At 49.3% G+C, this 21306-nt stretch carries 9 protein-coding genes; 1 reads left to right on the plus strand and 8 read right to left on the minus strand.

The features are described from left to right. Positions 1 to 28: 28 nt before the first annotated feature. The 7 genes from B4W65_RS05670 to B4W65_RS05700 form a co-directional block, all read right to left on the minus strand. A complete protein-coding gene (locus B4W65_RS05670; protein ID WP_205741230.1) occupies positions 29 to 2869 on the minus strand; it encodes a TIM-barrel domain-containing protein in 2841 nt (946 codons plus the stop codon). Positions 2870 to 3051: 182 nt separating this feature from the next. Further along, entirely contained in the window at positions 3052 to 7176 is a 4125-nt protein-coding gene (locus tag B4W65_RS05675) for a hybrid sensor histidine kinase/response regulator transcription factor (RefSeq protein WP_146697719.1), read from the minus strand. A 135-nt stretch (positions 7177 to 7311) separates the two neighbouring features. Then, complete coding sequence (locus tag B4W65_RS05680; RefSeq protein ID WP_088654157.1) at positions 7312 to 8844, minus strand: cellulase family glycosylhydrolase; 1533 nt, start codon at positions 8842 to 8844, stop codon at positions 7312 to 7314. A gap of 91 nt (positions 8845 to 8935) precedes the next feature. Next, entirely contained in the window at positions 8936 to 10897 is a 1962-nt protein-coding gene (locus B4W65_RS05685; protein WP_088654158.1) for a hypothetical protein, read from the minus strand. Between the two features lie 20 nt (positions 10898 to 10917). Further along, positions 10918 to 12636 carry a RagB/SusD family nutrient uptake outer membrane protein gene (locus tag B4W65_RS05690; protein ID WP_088654159.1) on the minus strand — a complete coding sequence of 573 codons (1719 nt, stop codon included), beginning with the start codon at positions 12634 to 12636 and terminating at the stop codon, positions 10918 to 10920. Positions 12637 to 12655: 19 nt separating this feature from the next. Continuing rightward, a complete protein-coding gene (locus B4W65_RS05695) occupies positions 12656 to 15790 on the minus strand; it encodes a SusC/RagA family TonB-linked outer membrane protein (RefSeq protein ID WP_088654160.1) in 3135 nt (1044 codons plus the stop codon). Between the two features lie 183 nt (positions 15791 to 15973). Then, positions 15974 to 16162: a hypothetical protein gene (locus B4W65_RS05700; RefSeq protein WP_088654161.1), complete on the minus strand. Its 189-nt coding sequence runs from the start codon at positions 16160 to 16162 to the stop codon at positions 15974 to 15976. Positions 16163 to 16211: 49 nt separating this feature from the next. Here B4W65_RS05700 and B4W65_RS05705 point away from each other — a divergent pair, with 49 nt between their 5' ends. After that, complete coding sequence (locus tag B4W65_RS05705) at positions 16212 to 19670, plus strand: hybrid sensor histidine kinase/response regulator (RefSeq protein WP_088654162.1); 3459 nt, start codon at positions 16212 to 16214, stop codon at positions 19668 to 19670. A 73-nt stretch (positions 19671 to 19743) separates the two neighbouring features. Here B4W65_RS05705 and B4W65_RS05710 read toward each other — a convergent pair whose 3' ends face one another. Next, positions 19744 to 21288 carry a RagB/SusD family nutrient uptake outer membrane protein gene (locus B4W65_RS05710; protein WP_088654163.1) on the minus strand — a complete coding sequence of 515 codons (1545 nt, stop codon included), beginning with the start codon at positions 21286 to 21288 and terminating at the stop codon, positions 19744 to 19746. Positions 21289 to 21306 lie beyond the last annotated feature (18 nt).

The raw sequence follows: 21306 nt of genomic DNA on the forward strand, positions 1-21306 counted from the left end.
CATTCACCCTTACCACTATATAAGCTTATTATCTGGCAATTTGCAATTCGCTGCCATCGTATTCATATACCTTTCCACGATTCAACACCGCCAATTCAAATGGTGTACCATTGTCCTGGTCAATAAAAATCACGCGAACAGACTTTTTCTCGGCCATCCCCTCAAAACTTCCGCTGCGCTGGCCCAAAGTCAGGGTTTGAGCAGCCTCATTCCAGTTCAGCACAATCGAGCTAAAGGCACCCTCTTCGTAATTGTAATTTGTCGCCTCATCTTCGTACCACTCAAAAGACCCGTCTTTTCCGGTAAATACCATAATGGTGTAGGGCTCGTCGCTTTGCTGTGCAGTATGCTCAATTTCAGGACCGAAAGGAATTACACTGCCTTCGGGGACAAAGAGCGGCATGCGCTCGTAAGGAGCCGCTACAACTTTGGTGCTGCCGCCTTGATGAAATGCGCCGGTATTGAAATCGTACCAGCCCTTACCGGCAGGGAAATAAACCTCGCGCTCTGTGGCGCCATACTCACCCACGGGACAAACCATAAAAGCAGAGCCGAACAGGTATTGGTCGTTGATGTCGTAAACACTCTTATCGTGAGCATAATCCATGGCCAATGCCCGCATTATGGTGTAATCCTTATGGTACACGGCTCCGGTGAGACTGTAAATGTAGGGCATCAGCCGATAGCGCAACTTATTGTAAAACAACATAGATGAATAGGCAGGATGTCCCTCAGGAGCAATGTTCCAAATTTCACGGAATGGATACTGTCCATGCACTCTGAAGAGGGGAACAAAGGCGCCAAACTGGTACCAACGGGTATTCAATTCCCGCCATTCCTTCATGTCTTCAGAACCCTCCCGGGCCGTCTCGTAGCGCTTCTCTACACAAAAGCCACCGATATCCATGGTCCAGTAGGGCATGCCCGACATAGAGAAATTAACCCCGGCTGTAATCTGGGCCCGCAAATCTTCCCAAACGGTACCCACATCGCCGCTCCAGGTCACGGTACCATAGCGCTGCATACCGGCAAAACCGGAACGGGTTAGAATAAACACCCGCTCGTCGGGATTGTAATCGCGCTGACCTTCGTAAATGCCTTTGGCATTCATCAATGCATAGGCATTGAAATACTTGGTGGCGGGACCGTAATAAGTGGGATTCATCAGTGCCTTACGGTATGCTATGCTGGCGTTGGACAAAATGTCGGGCTCGGTGGCATCGAGCCACCAGGCATCGATGCCCAAATCGTACAAATTATCTCGAATCTGGTCCCAGAACAACTCCCGGGCACCGGGATTATAAGCATCGTAAAACGAGCCCATGTAACCATCTGCAATCCAGTCGCGCACACTGTCCTTCACCGCCTGCTGATACATCCAGCCCTTTTCGTCAAATTGCTTGTAGTGTTCGGTATTGGTGTAAAACTTAGGCCAAACCGAAATCATGATGCGGGCATTGTTGTCGTGCACCTCCTGAATCATTCCTTTAGGATCCGGAAAGCGTTGCAAATCGAACTTCTGACTGCCCCACTGATCTTCCTCCCAAAACGACCAGTCCTGTACAATATTGTCGATGGGAATCTGCCTGCGCCTAAACTCTTTCAGCACATCCAGGAGTTCGTCCTGGGTCTTGTAACGTTCTCTGCTCTGCCAAAAACCCATGGCCCATTTGGGCATCACCTGAGCCTTACCGGTCAGTTCCCGATAACCGCTGATAACTTCGTCCAGATTATCTCCTTTAATGAAGTAATAGTTGATCTCGTCGCCCATTTCAGAGAAAAAGGCCAACTGGTTTTGCGCTTGCGGATCCACTGGTGAAAGTGCTTTTAAACCAATGTAGGACTCGCCCCCGTCGGGAAACCATTCCAGTTTAAGGTCAACCTTTTCACCTGCGGTCATTTCTACCTGAAACTTGGCCACAGAAGGATTCCACGCTGTTCTCCAACGCTCAGCCATCAGCTCCCCGTTGATCCAGATTTTGGTATAGCCGGCATAGTACATCAAAAAGTGGTGTAAGCCGCTTTCCCCGGCCTCTATCTGCCCTTCCCAGGTGATGCGGGAGTGGTTAAAATTGAAACCTTCGGGAAAGTTTTGAATGGTCTCCAGGTTCTCATAGTCAATGGTGCTCTCGTTGCGTACCGTAAAAACATGCTCCGTATCCACATCGTCTACATAGGTGGCGGTAAGACTGCCTTCCTCCCCCTCTGCATTGTAAAGCTTAAACTGATCCATTTGTCCGTAGGGCCGCGGATCTCCGTAACGCGAAAGGGAGTAATTGTCCCACAACACCCCATAGTTACCGGTAGAAACGATAAAGGGGACCGACACCTTGGTGTTGTATTGAAAGAGCTCCTCGTTACGTCCCTTGTAATTCATTTCGTGGGCCTGATGCTGACCCAGACCGTAAATGGCCTCCTCATCGTCGGGCGACGCCCACACCTGGCGCAACTCGTAGCCCTCCACCCCATCTACAGTAACGGGCTTAAAGCTTCGGCCTTCGGTCTGCTCCTGTAAAACGGTCTTTCCGTCGGCATCCAAAAACCGAACGGCCCCACCGTTAAGGTCAACTTCGGCTTGCACGGCAGCGGTCTTTAGAATAACCTTCCCGGCTTGATCCTCCTCTATCGAAAAATCCACACTGCCATCGGCCGACTTAATGGCAATCAAACTGGCTTGATCACTAAAGTTGCCGGTGGGCGAAGTCCTCACCTGAATAATCTCATCGGCCACCACATCCAGGCGAACCACATCTCCATTGGCGCTCTTTACTTCCAAACCGGTTTCGGTGGACTGGTAATTACCATCCTCACACGAGGTCCAAAAAATGGATGCGACCATCAGGCCATAAGCAAAAAATCTTTTCATCATATCGCTGTTTATTTTGTACAATCAAAAGCACGAACAAAATCAAAACCCATTAACACCACCAAAAGTATTTTAACAAAAATTACCAACACAGGCACAAATGAACAAAAACCGGGGTGCGATTGTATTGAACAGGGTTGGTTTTGTAATCCCGAGGGGGTACATTTGTCTACAAGCCATCAATTTTAAGATTGACTATCAGGCGAATAGTTAATCTTTGCATATTCTGAAGGAACCATCCCGAATTCTTCCTTAAAATAGCGCGAAAAATATTTGGGATCATTGAAGCCGACCTCATAGGCAATCTCGGAAACACTCAGTTGACTTTTTTCTAAATACTGGGCAGCCCGCTTTAGTCGCATGATGCGAATGAATTCAACGGGCGTTTTACCGGTGAGGGCCACCAGCTTATTGTAAAGGTGACCACGACTAACCCCCAATTCTTTGCCCATTTTTTCGACCGAGAACTCACTGTTACCAATATTTTTCTCCACTGTTTTAAGTGCCCGTTTCAAAAACTTCTCATCCAAAGAGGTAATGCCAATTTCTCCGGGCTTAACCTCAAACTTCTGACCAAAAGAACGGTGAAAATCATTGCGCAGCGCTATAAGACGCTCCATTTTCAACTCCAGAATATCGTGATTAAAGGGTTTGGTAATGTAATCCTCCGCTCCGGCTTCCAAACCTTCCAGTTTGTGAGCTTCCGAGGAGCGGGCGGTCAACAAAATAACGGGAATATGTGAAGTACGTTGATCCGACTTTAAGCGCTTGCACAAAGTCATCCCATCGGTACCGGGCATCATAATATCGCTCACTACCAGGTGAGGACGCTGTTCCAAAGTCAGCTTCCAGGCAGCCTCGCCCTCTTCGGCCTCCAGTACCCGATACCTGGCACTCAAATTATCGCACAAATAGCGACGTAAATCATGGTTGTCTTCCACCACCAAAACCAGGGGACGTGAGGGGTCCAGGTCAACATTCTCCGCCTTTGGCAAGGGACTAGCTGCTGACTCATTGCCCACCACTGCCGACTCGGTGTCAGCATTTTCAATCAGCTCCTCTGGCAAGGGCAGACGTACCCTGAAACAACTGCCCTGGCCCTCTTCGCTGTCCAAAGAAATTTCTCCTCCATGCATCTTCACAAATTCGCTGCACAAAGAAAGACCAATGCCACTGCCCTGATTCATGGCGGCCTCGTTATCGGGATTTTGAAAGAAGCGCTCGAACACCTTATCCTGCAATGCTTTGGGCACCCCCACCCCGCTGTCTTTAACAGTAAGTATTATTTCACCGGGCACGGAGGCCTCCAGAGCAACCGCCACCCGTCCCCCTGCAGGGGTAAACTTGGCAGCATTCGACAAAAGATTGAAAACAATCTTTTCCATTTTATCGTGATCAAAATGAGTGAGGTAGGCGGACACCTTGCTGTCAAAAGAAAAATGAATCTTCTTACTCTCAAACAAATCGCTGAAGGAGCGACAGGTATCCTCTAGAAAACGCACCAAATCGCCCTTTGACAGACTTAATTTAATGTTGTCCACTTCCAGTTTCCTGAAATCGAGCAACTGATTCACCAGATTAAGTAAACGCCGGGCATTGCGCTGAATAAGCTCCAACTGACCTTTTATATGCACATCGTCTACCTGCTTAAGCAATCGCTCAGCCGGTGTTAATATGAGGGTTAACGGGGTCCTGAATTCGTGACTCACATTGGTAAAAAACCGCAGCTTCATGGCATCCAAATCACGCATGCGTTCGTATTCGTGATGTTCCTGCTGACGTAAAAAATTCATTTCGGCACGACGACGAATAATGCGCGTCAACAACAGCACCAGCAACACAAAAAGCACAAAATACACCCCGTAAGCCCAAGCCGTGGCATAAAAGGGAGGAATCACAAGCACTTCCAGTTGTGCTTCTTCATTGCCCGTCCAACTGCCGTCGCTGGCTGCTGCCATTAGCCTGAAGGTATAGGTGCCGGGATTCAGGTTGGTATAAGTCGCTAATCGATTGTCCGCTCCTGTTTCTATCCACTGCTCATTAAATCCTTCCAGCATATAACGAAAACGGGTACGTTCGGGATGAAAGTAATTCAGTGCCGAAAACTCAATGGAAAACACATTCTGATTGTGCTTAAGCGAAATGTGTTCACTCTTATTCAGAGCTTTGGTCAGCAACACCCTATTGCTGTGTGTTTCACCTATGGCGATTCGCCTGTTGTGCAGGTTCAAATTGGTTAACACCACGGGATAACGATGCCGGTGGGCCACCACGGCATCGGGATCAAAAATATTGAATCCATTGGCGCCCCCAAAAACCAACTCTCCGCTGGAAAGTCGCAGGGAGGCGTGTTCATTAAACTCTCTTCCCTGCAGTCCATCGAGCACATCGTAATTACGAAACAAAAAAGTATCGGACGCTGCGTTCACTTTAAGATTGGAAAGACCATTGAGGGTCGAAATCCACAAATTTCCTTTATCATCGGGCTGCATACTGATGATGTTGTGATCGGGGAGACCATCCTCCTCCAGAAAAACCCGAAACGTTCCACTGGCACGATCGAGTAAATTCAAGCCGTTGCGCGTTCCTACCCAAATGCGACCCGCTGCATCTTCCTGTATCGACAAAACGTGGGGATGACTCAAACTCCCCGGGGTTCCGGCCTCATGCGCGTAATGTCGGAAGCGCCCGGTGGCCACCTCCAACACGTTTAACCCGCTGGAAGTCCCCACCCACAAATTCCCCTCCCGGTCCACCGACATAGACAAAACGTAATCCGAATCAATGGAATTGAAGTCGCCGCCCCTATGGTGAATAAATGCATCGTTGCGCTCATCGTACAACTCCAGACCACCGCCCAGAGTGCCTACCCAAATTCGCTCTTCCTCGTCTTCCACGATTTGCCAAACGCGGTTATCCGACAGGCTGGAAGGAACACCATCCTCGGCCACATAACGCTTAAAACGGCCATCTTCAAAACGATTGAGTCCACCCTGATAGGTTCCCGCCCATAAGCGACCCTTTGAATCCAGACAAAGAGATACCACCACATTGTTGCTTAAACTATTCGGATTTCCGGGTTCATGTCGGTACTGGGTAAAACTTCGTTCCTCCCTGTCGAAATAAACCAGGCCGTCGTCGTTGGTTCCAATCCAGAGGTTGCCCTTATGGTCTTCGGCAAAACAATTCACATCGTTCGAAAAATAACGATCCTCCAAGGCCGGATGGGTGCGGTACAATTCGAACTGAAACAATTCGGGATGGTGATAGTTAACCCCATTTTTGAAAGTACCCACCCAAATGATGCCGTCATCGGTTTTACATAAAGAGGTAATGCTGTTGGCGCTTAAGCTGGTAGCATCGCCTGGCACATTACGAAGCACCGTGCTTCGGTGATTGTCCTTATCCAGGAGATAGATGCCGCCATGGTCGGTTCCCACCCATATTCTCCCGGAATTATCTTCCTCTACCGCTGAAATACTGACTCCCGGGAGTTCATCACCGGTGTCTTCGGCTTTAAACACCAACACCTCATCCTTTTGGGGATGGTAGTGGTAAAGTTCCTGCCCAAGTCGGGGACTGAACAGCCAAAGGTGCTCATCGGCATCCACAAACAAACGAAAATCCCGCTCATCTTCCGGAAGTGTTGCCCCTACCCCCATATCAATGCGATGAATTACCTGCAGCGTGCTTCGATCCATAACATCTACCAGGCCATTGGCATGCGCTACATACAAACGATCGTCCCTGCCCACGACCACATCCATCACCCTATTGGAGGAGGGACTGCCAGCATCGTCGCGTTTGTAATAAAACTGTCGCAATTCCTTCTTTGCCCCATCGTAAAACCAGAGCCCTGTCTGGCTGTTGCCCACCCAGGTATTGCCTTCTCCATCAGCACGCACGGTCCGGATTCCTGTTCGGGTAAAAGCTGGATCCAACTCAAAAAACAAATGAGAAGTACCAAAGGCTTCCAAATTCGGATTGTAAATAAATACATCGTTATTGGTCAGCAACCACAAACATCCCTCATGATCTTCAAAGATATCGAGGATGCTGTTGTCCGGCAGCGAGGCCGGATTCATGGGGTCGTTCTTAAAAACCCTGAAAGTATACCCATCGTAGCGATTGAGACCCGAAACGGTGGCCAACCACAAAAAACCATCGCTGTCGGCAAAAAGGGTATTTACCTGATTGTTAGACAAGCCCCAACCGGAATCCACGCGGCGAAAGAAATTGGCCGCCTGTTGCGCTGAAACAGCAAAAGAGAAAGCAATCAACAAAAACAGTAAACTGCACCGAAACTTCATAAAGGTCAAATTGGGTGAAAAACACTGTTAAATTACGTAAATTCTTTTACCCTGCCAGCAGAAAACCTTTGGGGACAAACAAAAAGACCTCCCTGACGCAGGGAAGTCTCTTTGTTTAAATACACCTAAAACTTTCTATTCCACCAACTTAGCACGCACCAGCGCGTCCACTGCACCCTGGTCCTCCACCTCGCCGTTGCTCCTATCGAACAGACCAAAGCCATTGTTCCCAAGGTGACCATTGTCCCAATACACCGGAACCAGTCCCTTTTCAAGCGCAGAACGGGTAACATACTCCAGGTAAAACTCACGGGCAGCCTTGTGCTGCGCATAAGTCTCCCCGCCCAAACTTTGCAGGTCGGTGCGGTGCAACGCACCGTACTCACCAATTATAACGGGCACGCCTTTATCCACAAAGGCCGTCTTCATCATGCCAAATGCTTCCTCCACCCAGGCTTCCTGTCCCCATGAACTTACGTCGCCTCCGGCAAAGGAAGCGCCCCATTGGGTGTCGTAAGGCTGGTCCTCTTTGAGTGCAAACTCGTAAGGATCGTAATAATGCACCTCCACAAAGAGTTTGTCGGCGGCCTCGTCGGCGGGCAACACAAAACCATTAACGGTATGGCTAATGTTGGTATTGAATCCCTGTACCACCAAATGCCGATAGGCGTTTCTGCCACCTGTGGCCCTTACCGTTTCAACAAAGGTTTGATTAAAGGAATTCTGAACGGCCAGATGCTCGGCGCTGGGATCGGCATAACTGCCTTCCAGGTGCACCTCATTGGTTCCCGCAAACAGCAAGCGATCATCGTAATCTCTGAAATAGGCAGCAATCTGCTGCCAATAAGCAGCCAAACGGGTGTTAAGGGCTTCCTGCTGGTCGTACAGTGGGTGATCCAACCAGCCGCCGTCCCAGTGCACATTAATTTTCACAAACATATCGTTGTCCAGGGCATAATTAACCACCTCTTCCACCCGCTGCAACCAACTTAAGGAAATCAGCATATTGTCCCTATCGGCCAGTTTGTGCGACCACGACACGGGAATACGAAGGGTATTAAAACCGGCTGCCTTAACCCCGTCTATCAGGGCTTTGGTGGTGACCGGATTGCCCCAGGAGCCTTCGCCCCCGCTGTAAACACCGTTGCTTGCAACAATGGCTTCCAGCGAATTACCCAAATTCCACCCCAAGCCCATCAACTCAGAGAGCTCCAGAGCTGTCAAATCTCTCATTCCGGTCTGATCGGGTTCCAAAGTGGGCTCAAACTGAAAAACATCAGCCACCGGCTCCTCTGCCTCCTCGCCCGCTGCCTGTTGCAGCTCCAGGACCAGCGCATCAAGCCCAGCGGCCTTGATGCTTAAACTAAGGCTGCGTGCCTGAGTGGTGGCATTGGGATCGGCAGTAATACGCACCAGAGCATTCCCCTGTCCCGACGAAATATTGGGACGCGCCCAAGCACTGCCCGAAAAGTCAATTTGCCAAACACCGTTGCTGGTAATGCTGACTTCCTGAACACCCCCTTCGGCTTCAAAACTCAGCTGTAGGGGACTGGCTTGCAACACCACCTTCTCCTCAGGCTCGGGATCGGGTGCTTCCTTTTTATCGTCGCAGGCAAAGCCCAACAATCCCCATCCAATAAGGCCCATCCAAATCAATCGCTTCATCATACTTTTGCTTTCTTACTGAGAAATTAAAGTTGGAGTCAAAGGCCTAAGCCTTTGACTCCATAATAACAAACCTAATATTTAAGCCTTCCTCCTACTCAATAACATAATGCAAAATGGTGGTTTCTTCCTCACTACTGGAGTAACCCAACCACAAACCCTCTGCTTCTACAGTACTGAGACTGGAGTCCCCGTGGGGCATAATAAACCAGGTCCCTTCATTGCCTTCCGAAGACAGCCACCTTGGAGCAGAACCCGCATAATCTATCAGAGGAATATCAAAGGTTAAAGTCAAACCCTCAGGATCAATAACAACAGTTCCTGTCTGTGAAAAATTCTCGTCTACCTCATCGGTAACCCAAACAGAATTTTCGCCGTCAACCTCCTCGTGTTCCGTGGTCAGCACCTGTCGGACAGTTAGAGATATATTTCCATCCACCAGGGTAAACTCAAGAGAAGCGCTTTCTGCAATATCGGCTGCCGCAGCGTCCCAAACCCAGCCATTAGAAGTGTAATCCTCTCCAAAAGTCTCTGCACTGGTCCATCCTCCACTAAAATCAGGTCCAACTCCAACCCAATCAACAAACCAATTGGGATCTGGCTTAAAGGTTCTGGTACCTGATCCAGTGAGCGCTTTTACAATGGCCTTACGCGTAGCTTCTACAGGATCTGTAGCGCCCGCCCCCATGGAGGGCACCAGATGATAGGCAGAATACTCCGGCTTAACGGGATCTTTGGCACCTACCCACATGCCACTCAAATTACCCAACACATCTTTCTCAATCGAGAGGATGCGCAACTGATTCTCAGCGGTGAGTCCAAACGAAGCCCAGCCAATTACAGAGAAAGAGGGCGCAATGCCTTCGAAGGTATAAATACCCTTGTTGTCGAGCGTAAAACTGCCTTCCTCCTGTGTTCCGTCCGGCGCAGTATAAACGACACTGCCATCGGCCGAATTCATCACCAGCGAAAAACCTTCATAAACCGAAGGATCGGGTGTCCCGAGCCAGTCGGGGTAGTCCTCCGGAGCATTCCAGCCATTCATGCGACTGCCGTCCAGGTTGGCCCAATCGAGCGGGTTTTGGGTAGATAATTTCCAGGTAATGGTGGTAGAAACCACTTGCGACACTTCCTCTTTCCAATCGGCAGGCAACTGAGGCTCGGGATCGGGCACATCACCTGGATCGTAATTATCGGCATAATCTTTAGAAACATAACTAAGAATGTAATACCAGGGCCCCTCATCATTGGTACGCATAATGGCTACACGCAACTGATTCTCGGTCAGTTCCACCACCTTGATGGCGGTATTCCAATTCGAAGCATTCTCGATATAATTGTCCGGACGCAACAAATTGGCATCGACAATATCCAGCGTTTTTGAATTAACATTTAAAAAGTAAGTGCCCGACTCCAACTTGGGACTCTCTTCTGTGCCGCCCTCATTGTACTTAACAGCTGAGAAAAAGGCCCCATTTTTCAAAGAGAAAGTCATCGTACTGTTCCAACCCATGTTCTCATCGGTAGAACCGGGAGGCATGTTCCCCGGATCCCAGTTGACGGTATAATTTTGAAATTCCTGGTCAACAGAGGGGTCGGCATAGGAAAGAGGCCCCGGAGCCAGGCCGTAACTGCCATTGTCCAAATACCAGGTCTTTTCTTCGCCCACACCGCCACTCAAAAGCGTCCACAGGGGATCGTTCACGTAATTGAGGTTGGTGGTGGTCAGGTTCAGCTTAAAAGTATCGGCCTGAACCACACCTCCGGCAGATATTACACCATAGACAAAGCTGTATTCGCCCTCGAATGGTATGCGAACGGTGTCCTGAGCAAGGGTGCTCCGGCCCATGGGGGTGATCCAGAAGGGCTGATGTCCGGGATTCTGAGCCTGCAGCACTATCGCGTTGGGGTCACTGGCATCCTGAGTAATGCTGTACTTCAGCTCCTCCTTCTTCAACAAGTCGCCCAATTCAAACTCGTCGGGCTGACAGGCGGTGAACAGCACGACTCCTGCTGCCAATACCGCCTTTGTGGTGTTCCATATATTGATTCTCATAATTCAGTTGTTTTAAATGATTACCAACCGGCGTTTTGCTTCAGCACCCTGTTCGAAAGCGTTATCTGGGTTTGCGGAATTTGAAACAAGCCTTTCTTCTCTTTAAAATCTGCGGCTTTAATCACAACTTTATCGTCGTTCCCTCCAGAAAGCACTTCAACACCACCTTCTTCGGCTATTATTGCAGCAGCAGCATCGACGCCCTGACGCAATAAATCCCAGTAGCGAATACCCTCAAAGGCAAATTCCAGCTCACGCTCTTTCAGGATATTGACTGCACTGGGAGCCACTTCCACGTAGCCCTCTCCTACTGCACCTTCAGAGGTGTAGGCCCGTTGGCGCACCTTGTTCAGATAGCTTGCTGCGTTGGCACTCCCCAACTCTGCAGCCATTAAAAGCACATCGGCATAGCGAATGATCACCCAATCCTGGTACTGCGAAGCTTGAAAATCACCTTCTCCCAGACCAGAGACCTCGTCGACCAGTGTGAGCGTGCCGTCGGCACCTTCTTCCCACTTACTCATGGGCGTGTACTTCTTAATGGTATATCCGGTGTACTCACGTTGTTCGGTCAAGGACTCAAAACCGTCTTCCAGACCTTCACCCGCCAAATCAATAAGCGAAGCGGCGCGACGCAGATCGCCGTTACCAAAGGCAGCAGCCACCTTGGGATGTACCGTACAAGCGCCCCAACCTCTTCCGTAAGGAAAGGTGCTGTGCTTGCGCAGACCCAACATAACCATCCAGCGGTTGCCGTCCATATTGCCGTTGTAGTCCTGGGTATAGTTAAATTTCTTCACCAATACACTTTCCACATTTCCGCGCTTATAAGCTCCGGAGCTCTCGGCAACACGATTGCCTTCCTCATCGGTAGTTACCACAATGCTCGATGCCGGCCACAAGTCTTTAAACTCGCTAACCAAATCGTACTCCTGACTGTTTATAACGTCCTCGAGGTGACCAAGCGCCTGCTGAGCATTCACCTTTCCTACCAGATCGCTTTTTTCAAAGTAACCGGTATAGTACAAATAAACACGGCCCAACAGTGCTTTGGCTGCCCATGCAGTTATGCGCCCGTCGTTCTCGGCAGCATTGGCTTTGGGATAGGCGTCTGAGGGGATGTTTTCAGCACCAAAAAGCAAATCGTCGGCAATTAAAGCATAAACCTCATCGGGATTGGCTTGTGGCACATTGGCCTCAGTAGGCTCGGTCAGCAAGGGAATGTTTCCGAACAAACGAACCATATCGAAATACAAGATGGCACGAAGTACGCGGGTTTCCCCTTCAACACGCTTTCTATTGGCCAGTTGGTCGGCCTCATCGGCCCCGTTCCAGCTGATGTTGTCGAGCTCCTGCAACAATTTATTGCAACGGAAAATGCCTCGGTAGTAGCTTGTCCAAAGGTCATTGCCAAGGTCCGAATAGGTGGGAGCCTGACTGAGATCGAAACGGTCGATGGCCTGATAGTTGCGGTCATCGGTTATGCCCACACCACCAAAACACTGGTCAGACATCACCTCAGACAACAAATAGAAGGACGCATCGACATCGGAGGAAGTCCGTTGCCAACCATCGTAGCAACCAATCAATGCCAGTTCGGCATCGGCCTGGGTCGCATAAAAGTTCTCATCAAAAAGGGAGGTCTGCGGTTCCACATCCAGGAAGCCTTCCGAGCAGGAAGACAAGCCCAGTGTGGCCACCCCCATGGCTGCGACTAAATATAATTTTATTGACTTCATAAACTCTGATTTTTTAGCATTAGAATTTAACATTTACACCCACCAAATAGACTCTGGGGCGCGGGTAATAGCCCAAATCAATGCCCGACACCCAGTCACTGGTTCCATAACCAATCTCAGGATCCATGCCGTTGTATTTGGTAAAGGTGAAGGCATTCTGCACCTGGGCATAGAGACGGAACTGGCTCAGGTACTCCCAATTCACCAGGTTGCTGAAATCGTAACCCAACGAAATATTGCTGATGCGCAAATAATCACCATCCTGCAAATAAAGGTCGGAGAAGTTCCAGTTCACGTTGCCTTCGGTGACCCTTGGCATTTTGTTGGAAGTCCCTTCCCCGGTCCACCGATCCAACACAGCGGAGGTATAGTTGGCCTTTTTGTTGGCATGATTGCGGTACGATTGTACAATCTTGTTGCCTGCAACGCCATTGGCTGTCACATTAAAATCAAAGTTCTTATAATCCAAATTCACACTAAATCCAAAGGTGAAATCGGGCATGCCGTTGCCCAGGTCGACTTTATCTCCCTGGTCAATTTTCCCGTCCTTGTTCTGATCCACATAAATCACATCACCAGGCTTAACGTTCGACTGATAGATGCCGTTTCCGGCTGCTCTCCAATCTGCAATTTCTGCCTCGTTCTGAAAAATGCCGGCGGTCTCGAATCCCCAGAAATAGCCAATGGCGTATCCGTTTTGTGCCCGGTAAAACTCTTCCGAGTTATCGTACAGCATATTGGTCTCACCGTGAATAATGCCGTCTTCGGTAGGTATGGAACCCACCTCGTTCTTATTGTAGGCCCCATTCACGGCAATGGCGTAACGCAGATCGCCCAACTGATCGTTCCAGTTCAGGCCCAGTTCTACACCTGTATTTTTTACATCTCCACCATTAATAAAAGGTGCTCCGGTTCCGGCTGTTCCCAAAATGGGCGCCTCCACCAGCCAGTCCTTGGTGGTCTTGATGTAGTAATCCATGTTTAAGCCCAGTCGGGCAGCCAAAAAACGGGCATCCACTCCGACGTTAATCTGCTCAGAGGTTTCCCACTTTACAGAGGGATTGGCCAGGCGACCGGGATAGGCGCCCTTCAGGTTCGAGCCCAGGGTGGTTCCGAACAAATAGTAACCCGCCGGTGAGTCGCCGTCGAAATTGGTGATTATCATGGGGGAAGCATACTGAAAACTCTCAATGTTTTGGTTACCCACCTGCCCCCAACTGGCACGAAGCTTCAAATAATCCATAACATTTCCGGTGTTCGCTAGGAAGCCTTCTTCACTCAAAACCCATCCTGCCGATACAGAAGGAAAGTAGCCCCAACGGTTGCCCTGCTGAAACTTCGAAGATCCATCGGCCCTGAAGGTGGCATTCAACATATACTTCTCTCTGTAGTTGTATCCCAGTCGCCCAAAGTACGAAGCCCTGCGGGCCTGAACAGAAGGACCGCCACCAACAGTACGTTTTTCGGTAACCCCTACAATGTTGCCTTCCTCATCTTCAATGGAGGTGGCCTGACCCGTCGTGTTGTCGAGGTAGGCATACTCCCAGCTGTTGAACTGGTCGAGCAAATCCCAATTGGTTCCCTTTACACTCATGCCCTGGTATTGAATGGATTCCATACCTGCCAGCACATCAAAACTGTGATCGTTCAGCTCAAAACTATAATTGGCGGTGTTGGTCCAGGTAAGCGTATGCCCCTTAGACATACTCTGCTCAACACTGGTGTGATCCTCATTGTACGAGTAAACTGAAAAACGGTAGAGGGGACTAAAACTTCGGTATTCACCGGCATAGTAATTGATACCAAAAACCGTTTTCAAGGTCAGGTTCTCAATGGGGTTCAGCTCAGCATACACATCGGCCAGCAGGCGCTGGTCGTCGTTCTCTCGGTTGTTGTTGATCATCATATGACCGTAGGGGTTGCCATCGCCATCGTACCACTCCGAGGCCGAAGTGTCGTTGTAGGGCAAACCATATTTTCCGTTGTCGCTGTAAACAGGGGCCAACGGAGAGGTCATAAAAGCACTACGCAGCGTATTGTTGTACTGATTGCCCACCTGAATACCATTCTTTTTAATGTAACTGAAGTTCAGGTGTTGGCCTACCTTCAAAACCTCATTGTACAACTTATGCTCGGTGTTCAAACGAAAGCCATAACGCTCGTAATTGGAGACTTTGGGTCCGCCAACCACACCTTCCTGTCCGGTATAATTCAATGACAAGGCATAAACAGAACTTTCTGAACCACCACTTACCCCTAAATTATAATTCTGAGTTACGGCATCTTCCACAAACATCTCTTGTACCCAGTCGGTATCGGCTGTACCGTTGAAGATGGAGGGATTATACAGCGCTGAGCCGGAATTGGCGGCCTGCTCCTGCATAATGGCCATATATTCCTGGCGGTTGAGCATGTCGGTATAGCGAGGCAGTTGCTGAATGCCGTAATAGGCATCAAAGCTTACCAGGCCCTTGCCGGCCTGACCGGTTTTGGTGGTAACCAAAACCACTCCGTTGGCTGCCTGAGAACCATAAATGGCCGCAGATGCAGCATCCTTGAGCACATCAATACTCTCAATGTCTGACGGAGAGATGGAAGTGATGTCGCCTTCAATGCCGTCGATAATGTAAAGAGGACCAGAATTCCCGATGGTACCCAAACCACGGATGGTCACTTTCATATCGGCACCGGGCTGACCTGAGGTGGAACTGATGCTCACCCCGGGGGTTTGTCCCTGCAAGGCTTGCAAAGGCGAGGTGGTATTCATCCGCTGAATATCGTCGCCCTTCACCTGAATGGTGGCCCCGGTATTCAACTTCTTCTTTTGCACGCCATATCCTACAACCACTACTTCTTCCAAATCGAGGAAGGAAGACTGCATGGTAACATTGATGGTGCTGCGTCCTTCAACAGCAAGTTCCTGGGTATTCATACCCACAAAGGAGAATACCAGCACATCGCTGGCTGCTGCCTGCAGAGCGTAATTTCCGTCAATATCACTGATGGTACCTACGCTAGTGCCCTTTATCACCACGGAGACGCCGGGAACCGGATCGTAATTGGAATCTGTAACCGTTCCGGTTACAGTCAGCTGGGCCCAAAGGGACGACCCTGCCAAAACCATTAATAATAGCAACAAACATTTTTTTAACATAGCGTTCGTTTTAGTTCATTTAATTTTTGATTGCAACTAAGCAGCTGCGTCGGCTAATGATTTCCAAAGGTATTTTAACACTATTTTAGATTTTGGGTGATTTGTTCAGGTTATGGGTAGCATTTGTACAGCAGGGGGGATAAAATGTAATTCAGAAGGGCTGCATTTGTATCAAAACAATCGTTAAACCCGCTGATTTTCAACAACAACAACAAAGTCTGAAAAAGACTCAAAAAAGCCCAAAAAAGTCAACTGCAAACTTGCAAGCAGGAGCAGCAGGACAAGGCCGTGGCACGGCCAAATAAAATACGCCAAGTGTTCTTTGAGATAATCACTTGGCATAAAATCAGCTACTTTTTGTAACTTTACCATCCATTAAGGGGTAATACCGCAAAACTATTTGTTGTCGCAATTGTTTACTATGATTAATCGTCAGTTCCTTGTTTGCCTGCTGCTGGTATTGGCTCTTTGGGGGAGCGCAAGAACGGCCTGGGGACTGCCGGGCAATTCATTTTCCCTGAACCACTTTTCTTCCTTCAATAAAATACCAGGTGAATCGGTGCAATGCATTTATGAAGATCACCTGGGTTTGCTTTGGATGGGAATAGAATCTACAGGTCTGGTAAAATTTGACGGAAAAAACTACACCATCTATCAGAACAGTCCGGATGATTTACAAAGCATCAGCTCCAACTACCCCACTAAAATATACGAAGACCAGGAAGGAGCCATTTGGGTGGCCACACCCAACGGACTGAACAAATTGAACCGAAGCACAGGCCTTTTTCAACGTTTTCAATTCGATGCAGACGATAGTCTGAGTCTATCCTCAAACACCATCAACGATATTCTGCCGGATCCTTTGGGCCGTTTGTGGCTCGCAACAGCCAACGGAGTCAGCATTTACCTGCCATCTGAAGACCGATTCTTCCGATTTTTGCACAATCACGACGCCGATAATCCCGCTGCCAACAATGAAGTGAGCGATTTGCACATGGATAAGAAGGGCAACATTTGGATAGGATCGGTGCTCAACGGCTTGTTTCGGGTAGAACCTGAAACGTACCGGGCGAACCCCGAGGAATGGACCATGACCATCCATGATTTCTCCGGCAACATCAATACTGAAATTAAAAACTGGGAAAACCGTCTTCGGCAGGGAGGCACCAACGCCATCCGCTTCATCACTTCCAACAACGATGCAGACACGCTGTGGCTGGCCAGCCAATCGGGACTGCATTACTTTACGGTAAACGAGGAGCGCTTTCATCACTTTACTTTTCGCCAACCCGGACTCCGCCACCTTAATTCTTGCACCTATTTGTCGCTGCTCGTCGACAAGGAAGACAGGCTGTGGGCCGGCAGCTCCAACGATGGCCTGGTGATGATCAATCTGAAGGCAGCCGACCAAATCACCTATTTGAATGCGGACCAATACACCAGCAATCAACTCAAAAGCAACGCCATAAGAGAGATTATAGAAAGTCGATCAGGCCTCATCTGGATCAGCACCAAATTTGGGGGTTTGCACTATTACGACAAGCGGCAAAACACCTTTGCCTTGCTGCGGGCAGATCAAAGTCCGGGGGAGGGACTCAGCAACGAATTTGTGCTGACTGCATTGGAAGACAGTCGTGGCTACCTTTGGGTGGGCACCAAAGGAGGCGGCCTTAATCGCTACGACCGAAGCACAGAAAGTTTTGAGGTTTTTGGAACAGAATGGAAACCGGGCAGACTAAGAAGTAACCGTATTGAATGTCTGGCTGAGGACGAGGAAGGACTGCTGTGGGTGGGCAGCGCCAATGGGGTCTGGAGCACCTCGGTAAAAAACCCCAAGGACTTTACCCGGCACGTCAACCTCCATGCCCGAAACTTTTTCATTGAGGACAGCGCCTGGCTTTGGATAGGAACAACCAATGGTTTGTACCGCTTCTCCCTCAAGGAGAAAAAGATGAGTCCTTTACCCACACAACACAAAGAATTTTTTGATGCGGAAAGCAATATTGGGATTACCCGTATCATGAAAGACCCGGATGGCGTCCTCTGGATAGCCACCTCCAACAACGGACTGTTTGAATACCATACGCACAACGACAGTCTGGTAAATCACCAGGCCCGGCCCAACACGCCCGGAGCCATCAGCGGCAACCAGGTAAGGGCCCTGCACATCGATCAGAACGGCCGGTTCTGGATCGGAACAAAATCCGACGGATTAAACCTCTTTGACCCGGAGAGCCGACAGTTCCGATCCATGTCCAACCCCGAATTGCTGCCCTCCAACTCCATTTATCACATTGTTGAAGATGAAGAGGGAATGTTGTGGATGGGGACCCACAGTGGCATCAGTCGCTACAATCCGGAAAAGGAACGCTTCGAAAACTTTGGATCGCACCATGGGCTACAGGGACTCATTTATGAGATCAATGCGCACGCGAAGACAGCTGAAGGGCTGATCCTGATGGGCGGGGCAGGCGGACTCAATATATTTGAACCCTCCGCCATCGAATATCAACCTTATCAGGCTCCTCTTATTTTATCCCGACTGGAAGTTTTTAACCAGGTAGAGGCCATCGACATCAACCATTTCGAAAGCTTTACCCTGGATTACAACAGCAACTACATCTCCTTTGAGTTTGCCCTTCTGGATTTCACCAAGCCGGATGAGAATATATATTCTTACCGACTGGAGCCATTTGATGAGGAGTGGATAAGTGCAGGGAACCGCAATTTTGCCACCTACACCAATCTGCCTCCGGGCAGTTACCGTTTTATGGTAAGAGGAGCCAACAATGATGAGATTTGGTCGACCCAGCCCCTCGAACTGGAGATCATCATTCCCGCACCCCTTTGGAAAAAGTCGTGGTTTATGCCGGCCCTGATTATATTGGGACTGGCCATTATCGCGCTAAGCTGGTACCTGAAAATCAACACCGCCAAACGCAGGGAACGCATTCTTCGTCAGGAAGTGGAAGCACGCACCCACGATTTGTTTGAAGCCTACAACAAACTGGAAGAATCTAACCAACAGGTGGAAAAGCACAACAAAGCCCTGCGCCGACAACGGGACCGCATTTCTCGGCAGAACCTGGAACTGAAAATCCACCGACAAAATCTGGAGTTAATGGTGGCCGACCGGACCAGGGACCTTGAAGAAGCTTTGCAGAAAGCCGAAGAAAGCGATCGTTTAAAGTCCGCCTTCCTGGCCAATATGAGTCACGAAATCCGCACACCACTTAATGCCATTATGGGCTTCATCGACCTGCTCGAAGCGGATGAATTTGACCCCGAAGAGCGCGCCCGCATCAACACCATCATCCAAACCAACAGCAATGCCTTGCTGCAATTAATCAACGACATTATTGACATCAGCATTATCGAAGCCAACCAACTGGTCATAAAGAAGCAGCAGATCGACTTTCATCAATTTTTGGCGGACCTTCAACTGCACTATCAAAGCAACAAAGAACTGAAAGACAAGTCGGTAATCCTGATACGCCAGTTTCCGGAAGAAAATGAAACCTTGTTTCTTCATACCGACAAAGGAAGAGTTTGGCAAATATTCAGCAACCTCATCAACAACGCCATTAAGTTCACCGAAAAGGGCAGCATCAGCTTTGGCTACGAACCCGACCCGGAAAACCCGGCACAACTGCGTTGCTTTGTTAAGGATACTGGAATTGGCATCTCTGCCGCCAACCAACAAAAACTCTTTCAACGTTTTCACAAGATAGAGCCACTCAGCTCCAAAGTGCACAGGGGAACGGGACTTGGCCTCTCCATTTCCAAGCATCTTTGCGAACTTTTGGGCGGACGCATTTGGATGGAATCAGAATCGGGAAAAGGAAGCACCTTCTATTTTACCCTGCCTCTGGATAACTGACAGCCTTTTAAATAAAAAACAGGGGCTGCAGACAAATACGCCTGCAGCCCCCGAAACCCCAACCCTAAAATCGTTAATAGCCTGGATTTTGATCAGACAGCTCAATGGCGCTGTTCAAATTTATTTCGGCCAGGGGAATGGGGAAAAGCTCATGCTTATTCGACTCGAAGCCGGGCACTTCCTCATCGGCCAAACCCCAGCGAACCAAATCCCAATACCTCTGCCCTTCAAAGGCCAATTCCAGCTGACGCTCCTTTACAATGAAATCAAAAAGTGCGTCACCGGTCAAATCCTCCCAGGCGCTGTGATCGGTATCGCCTGCCCTTTCACGAACCAGTTTGATGAGCGGAACAGCCAGGCCGCTTTGGTTGTCTCTGGTGTAAGCCTCGGCCGCCATGAGCAACACATCGGCATAGCGTATGATCTTGAAGGGAGTGCCATAATTCACCTCCGGCACCGGACCGCCGGTCTCAGTAGCCACAGTTGAATACTTCATCCGAATATAACCATCGTACTGGGCCCAATGGAAATCAGCCACCGAATGGTCAACAGTTCCACCGGCAGCCAAAAAGTCTGCTTCAGAAATAAGCGAGCCGCTTCTCCGGTTTTCACCGGCATCGGCATACAAGAGATCTCCGATTTCCTGAGTAGGTACATTAACCCCCCAGCCGGCATTAAGACCAATCACGTCCAAATTGGCAAAAGCGCCACCGCGGGGCCCCATCAAGATCACCATAAAATTCGACTCGGCCGTACCGTCCCAGGGGCCACCCCAATCGTGGCTGTTCTGACTGGTATACAGCACTTCAAAAACCGATTCCAATCCAGCCCTTTTCTCCTTCAGCCAAATGGTGCTGTAATCGGGCTCCAATCCATACTCTTCACTGTCGATAACCAGCTGAAGCACCTGGTGGGCTTGTGGAAATTTTTCCTGATACAAATAAACTTTTCCCAATAAAGATTGGGCACTTCCTTTGGCAACCCGGTACTTCTGAAGCTCCGGAAGTTCACTTTTCAGCGGAAGAACAGCGGCCGCATCGGTCAAATCGGTTTCAATAGCCGAGTATATGTCGGCCACAGCGGTCCTGGGCTTGCTTTCCTCTGCCTTCGAAGAGGCATTAACCGTATAATAAGGAACAGCACCATACATGGTTACCAACTCAAAATAAGCGTAGGCCCTGAAAAACTTGGCTTCAGCAACGATTCTTTCCTTATTCTCCACGTCTCCAATATTGTTGATCAATGCATTGGAAGCATTCACAATACGATAAAGGGCATGCCATACGTCCTTAATGGCCGGATTGTCCATTTCGTGCACCAGTCGTCCGATTTCCTGCAACTTTGGTGCATCGGCCGGACCGGCTCCGCCGGTATAGGCGTCGTCGGCGGGCAAAACCTTTACAGCAAAAAGGCTCGACCAGTCGTTATAGTTGTTGTAAGCCACCGACAGGTAGTCGTAAATTCCAATAACGGCCTGCTCGGCTTCCGCTTCGGTGGTCAGGTAATTGGCGCTGTCAAAACGTCCGGTAGAGTCTTTTATCAGATCGTCCTCTGAACAGGCTGCTAACCCGGTCAGCACCAACAGCAATGCGATATGTTTTTTAAATAAAGTCTTCATTGTAATAAACCATTAGGA

The sequence above is a fragment of the Geofilum rhodophaeum genome, assembly GCF_002210225.1.
Taxonomy (GTDB): domain Bacteria; phylum Bacteroidota; class Bacteroidia; order Bacteroidales; family Marinilabiliaceae; genus Geofilum; species Geofilum rhodophaeum.

Bases quoted from the DNA above. Each gene is read 5' to 3' on its own strand.
- B4W65_RS05690 (WP_088654159.1), bottom strand. From the start codon at position 12,636: ATGAAGTCAATAAAATTATATTTAGTCGCAGCCATGGGGGTGGCCACA.
- B4W65_RS05695 (WP_088654160.1), bottom strand. From the start codon at position 15,790: ATGTTAAAAAAATGTTTGTTGCTATTATTAATGGTTTTGGCAGGGTCG.
- B4W65_RS05675 (WP_146697719.1), bottom strand. From the start codon at position 7,176: ATGAAGTTTCGGTGCAGTTTACTGTTTTTGTTGATTGCTTTCTCTTTT.
- B4W65_RS05705 (WP_088654162.1), top strand. From the start codon at position 16,212: ATGATTAATCGTCAGTTCCTTGTTTGCCTGCTGCTGGTATTGGCTCTT.
- B4W65_RS05670 (WP_205741230.1), bottom strand. From the start codon at position 2,869: ATGATGAAAAGATTTTTTGCTTATGGCCTGATGGTCGCATCCATTTTT.
- B4W65_RS05685 (WP_088654158.1), bottom strand. From the start codon at position 10,897: ATGAGAATCAATATATGGAACACCACAAAGGCGGTATTGGCAGCAGGA.
- B4W65_RS05680 (WP_088654157.1), bottom strand. From the start codon at position 8,844: ATGATGAAGCGATTGATTTGGATGGGCCTTATTGGATGGGGATTGTTG.
- B4W65_RS05700 (WP_088654161.1), bottom strand. From the start codon at position 16,162: ATGGTAAAGTTACAAAAAGTAGCTGATTTTATGCCAAGTGATTATCTC.
- B4W65_RS05710 (WP_088654163.1), bottom strand. From the start codon at position 21,288: ATGAAGACTTTATTTAAAAAACATATCGCATTGCTGTTGGTGCTGACC.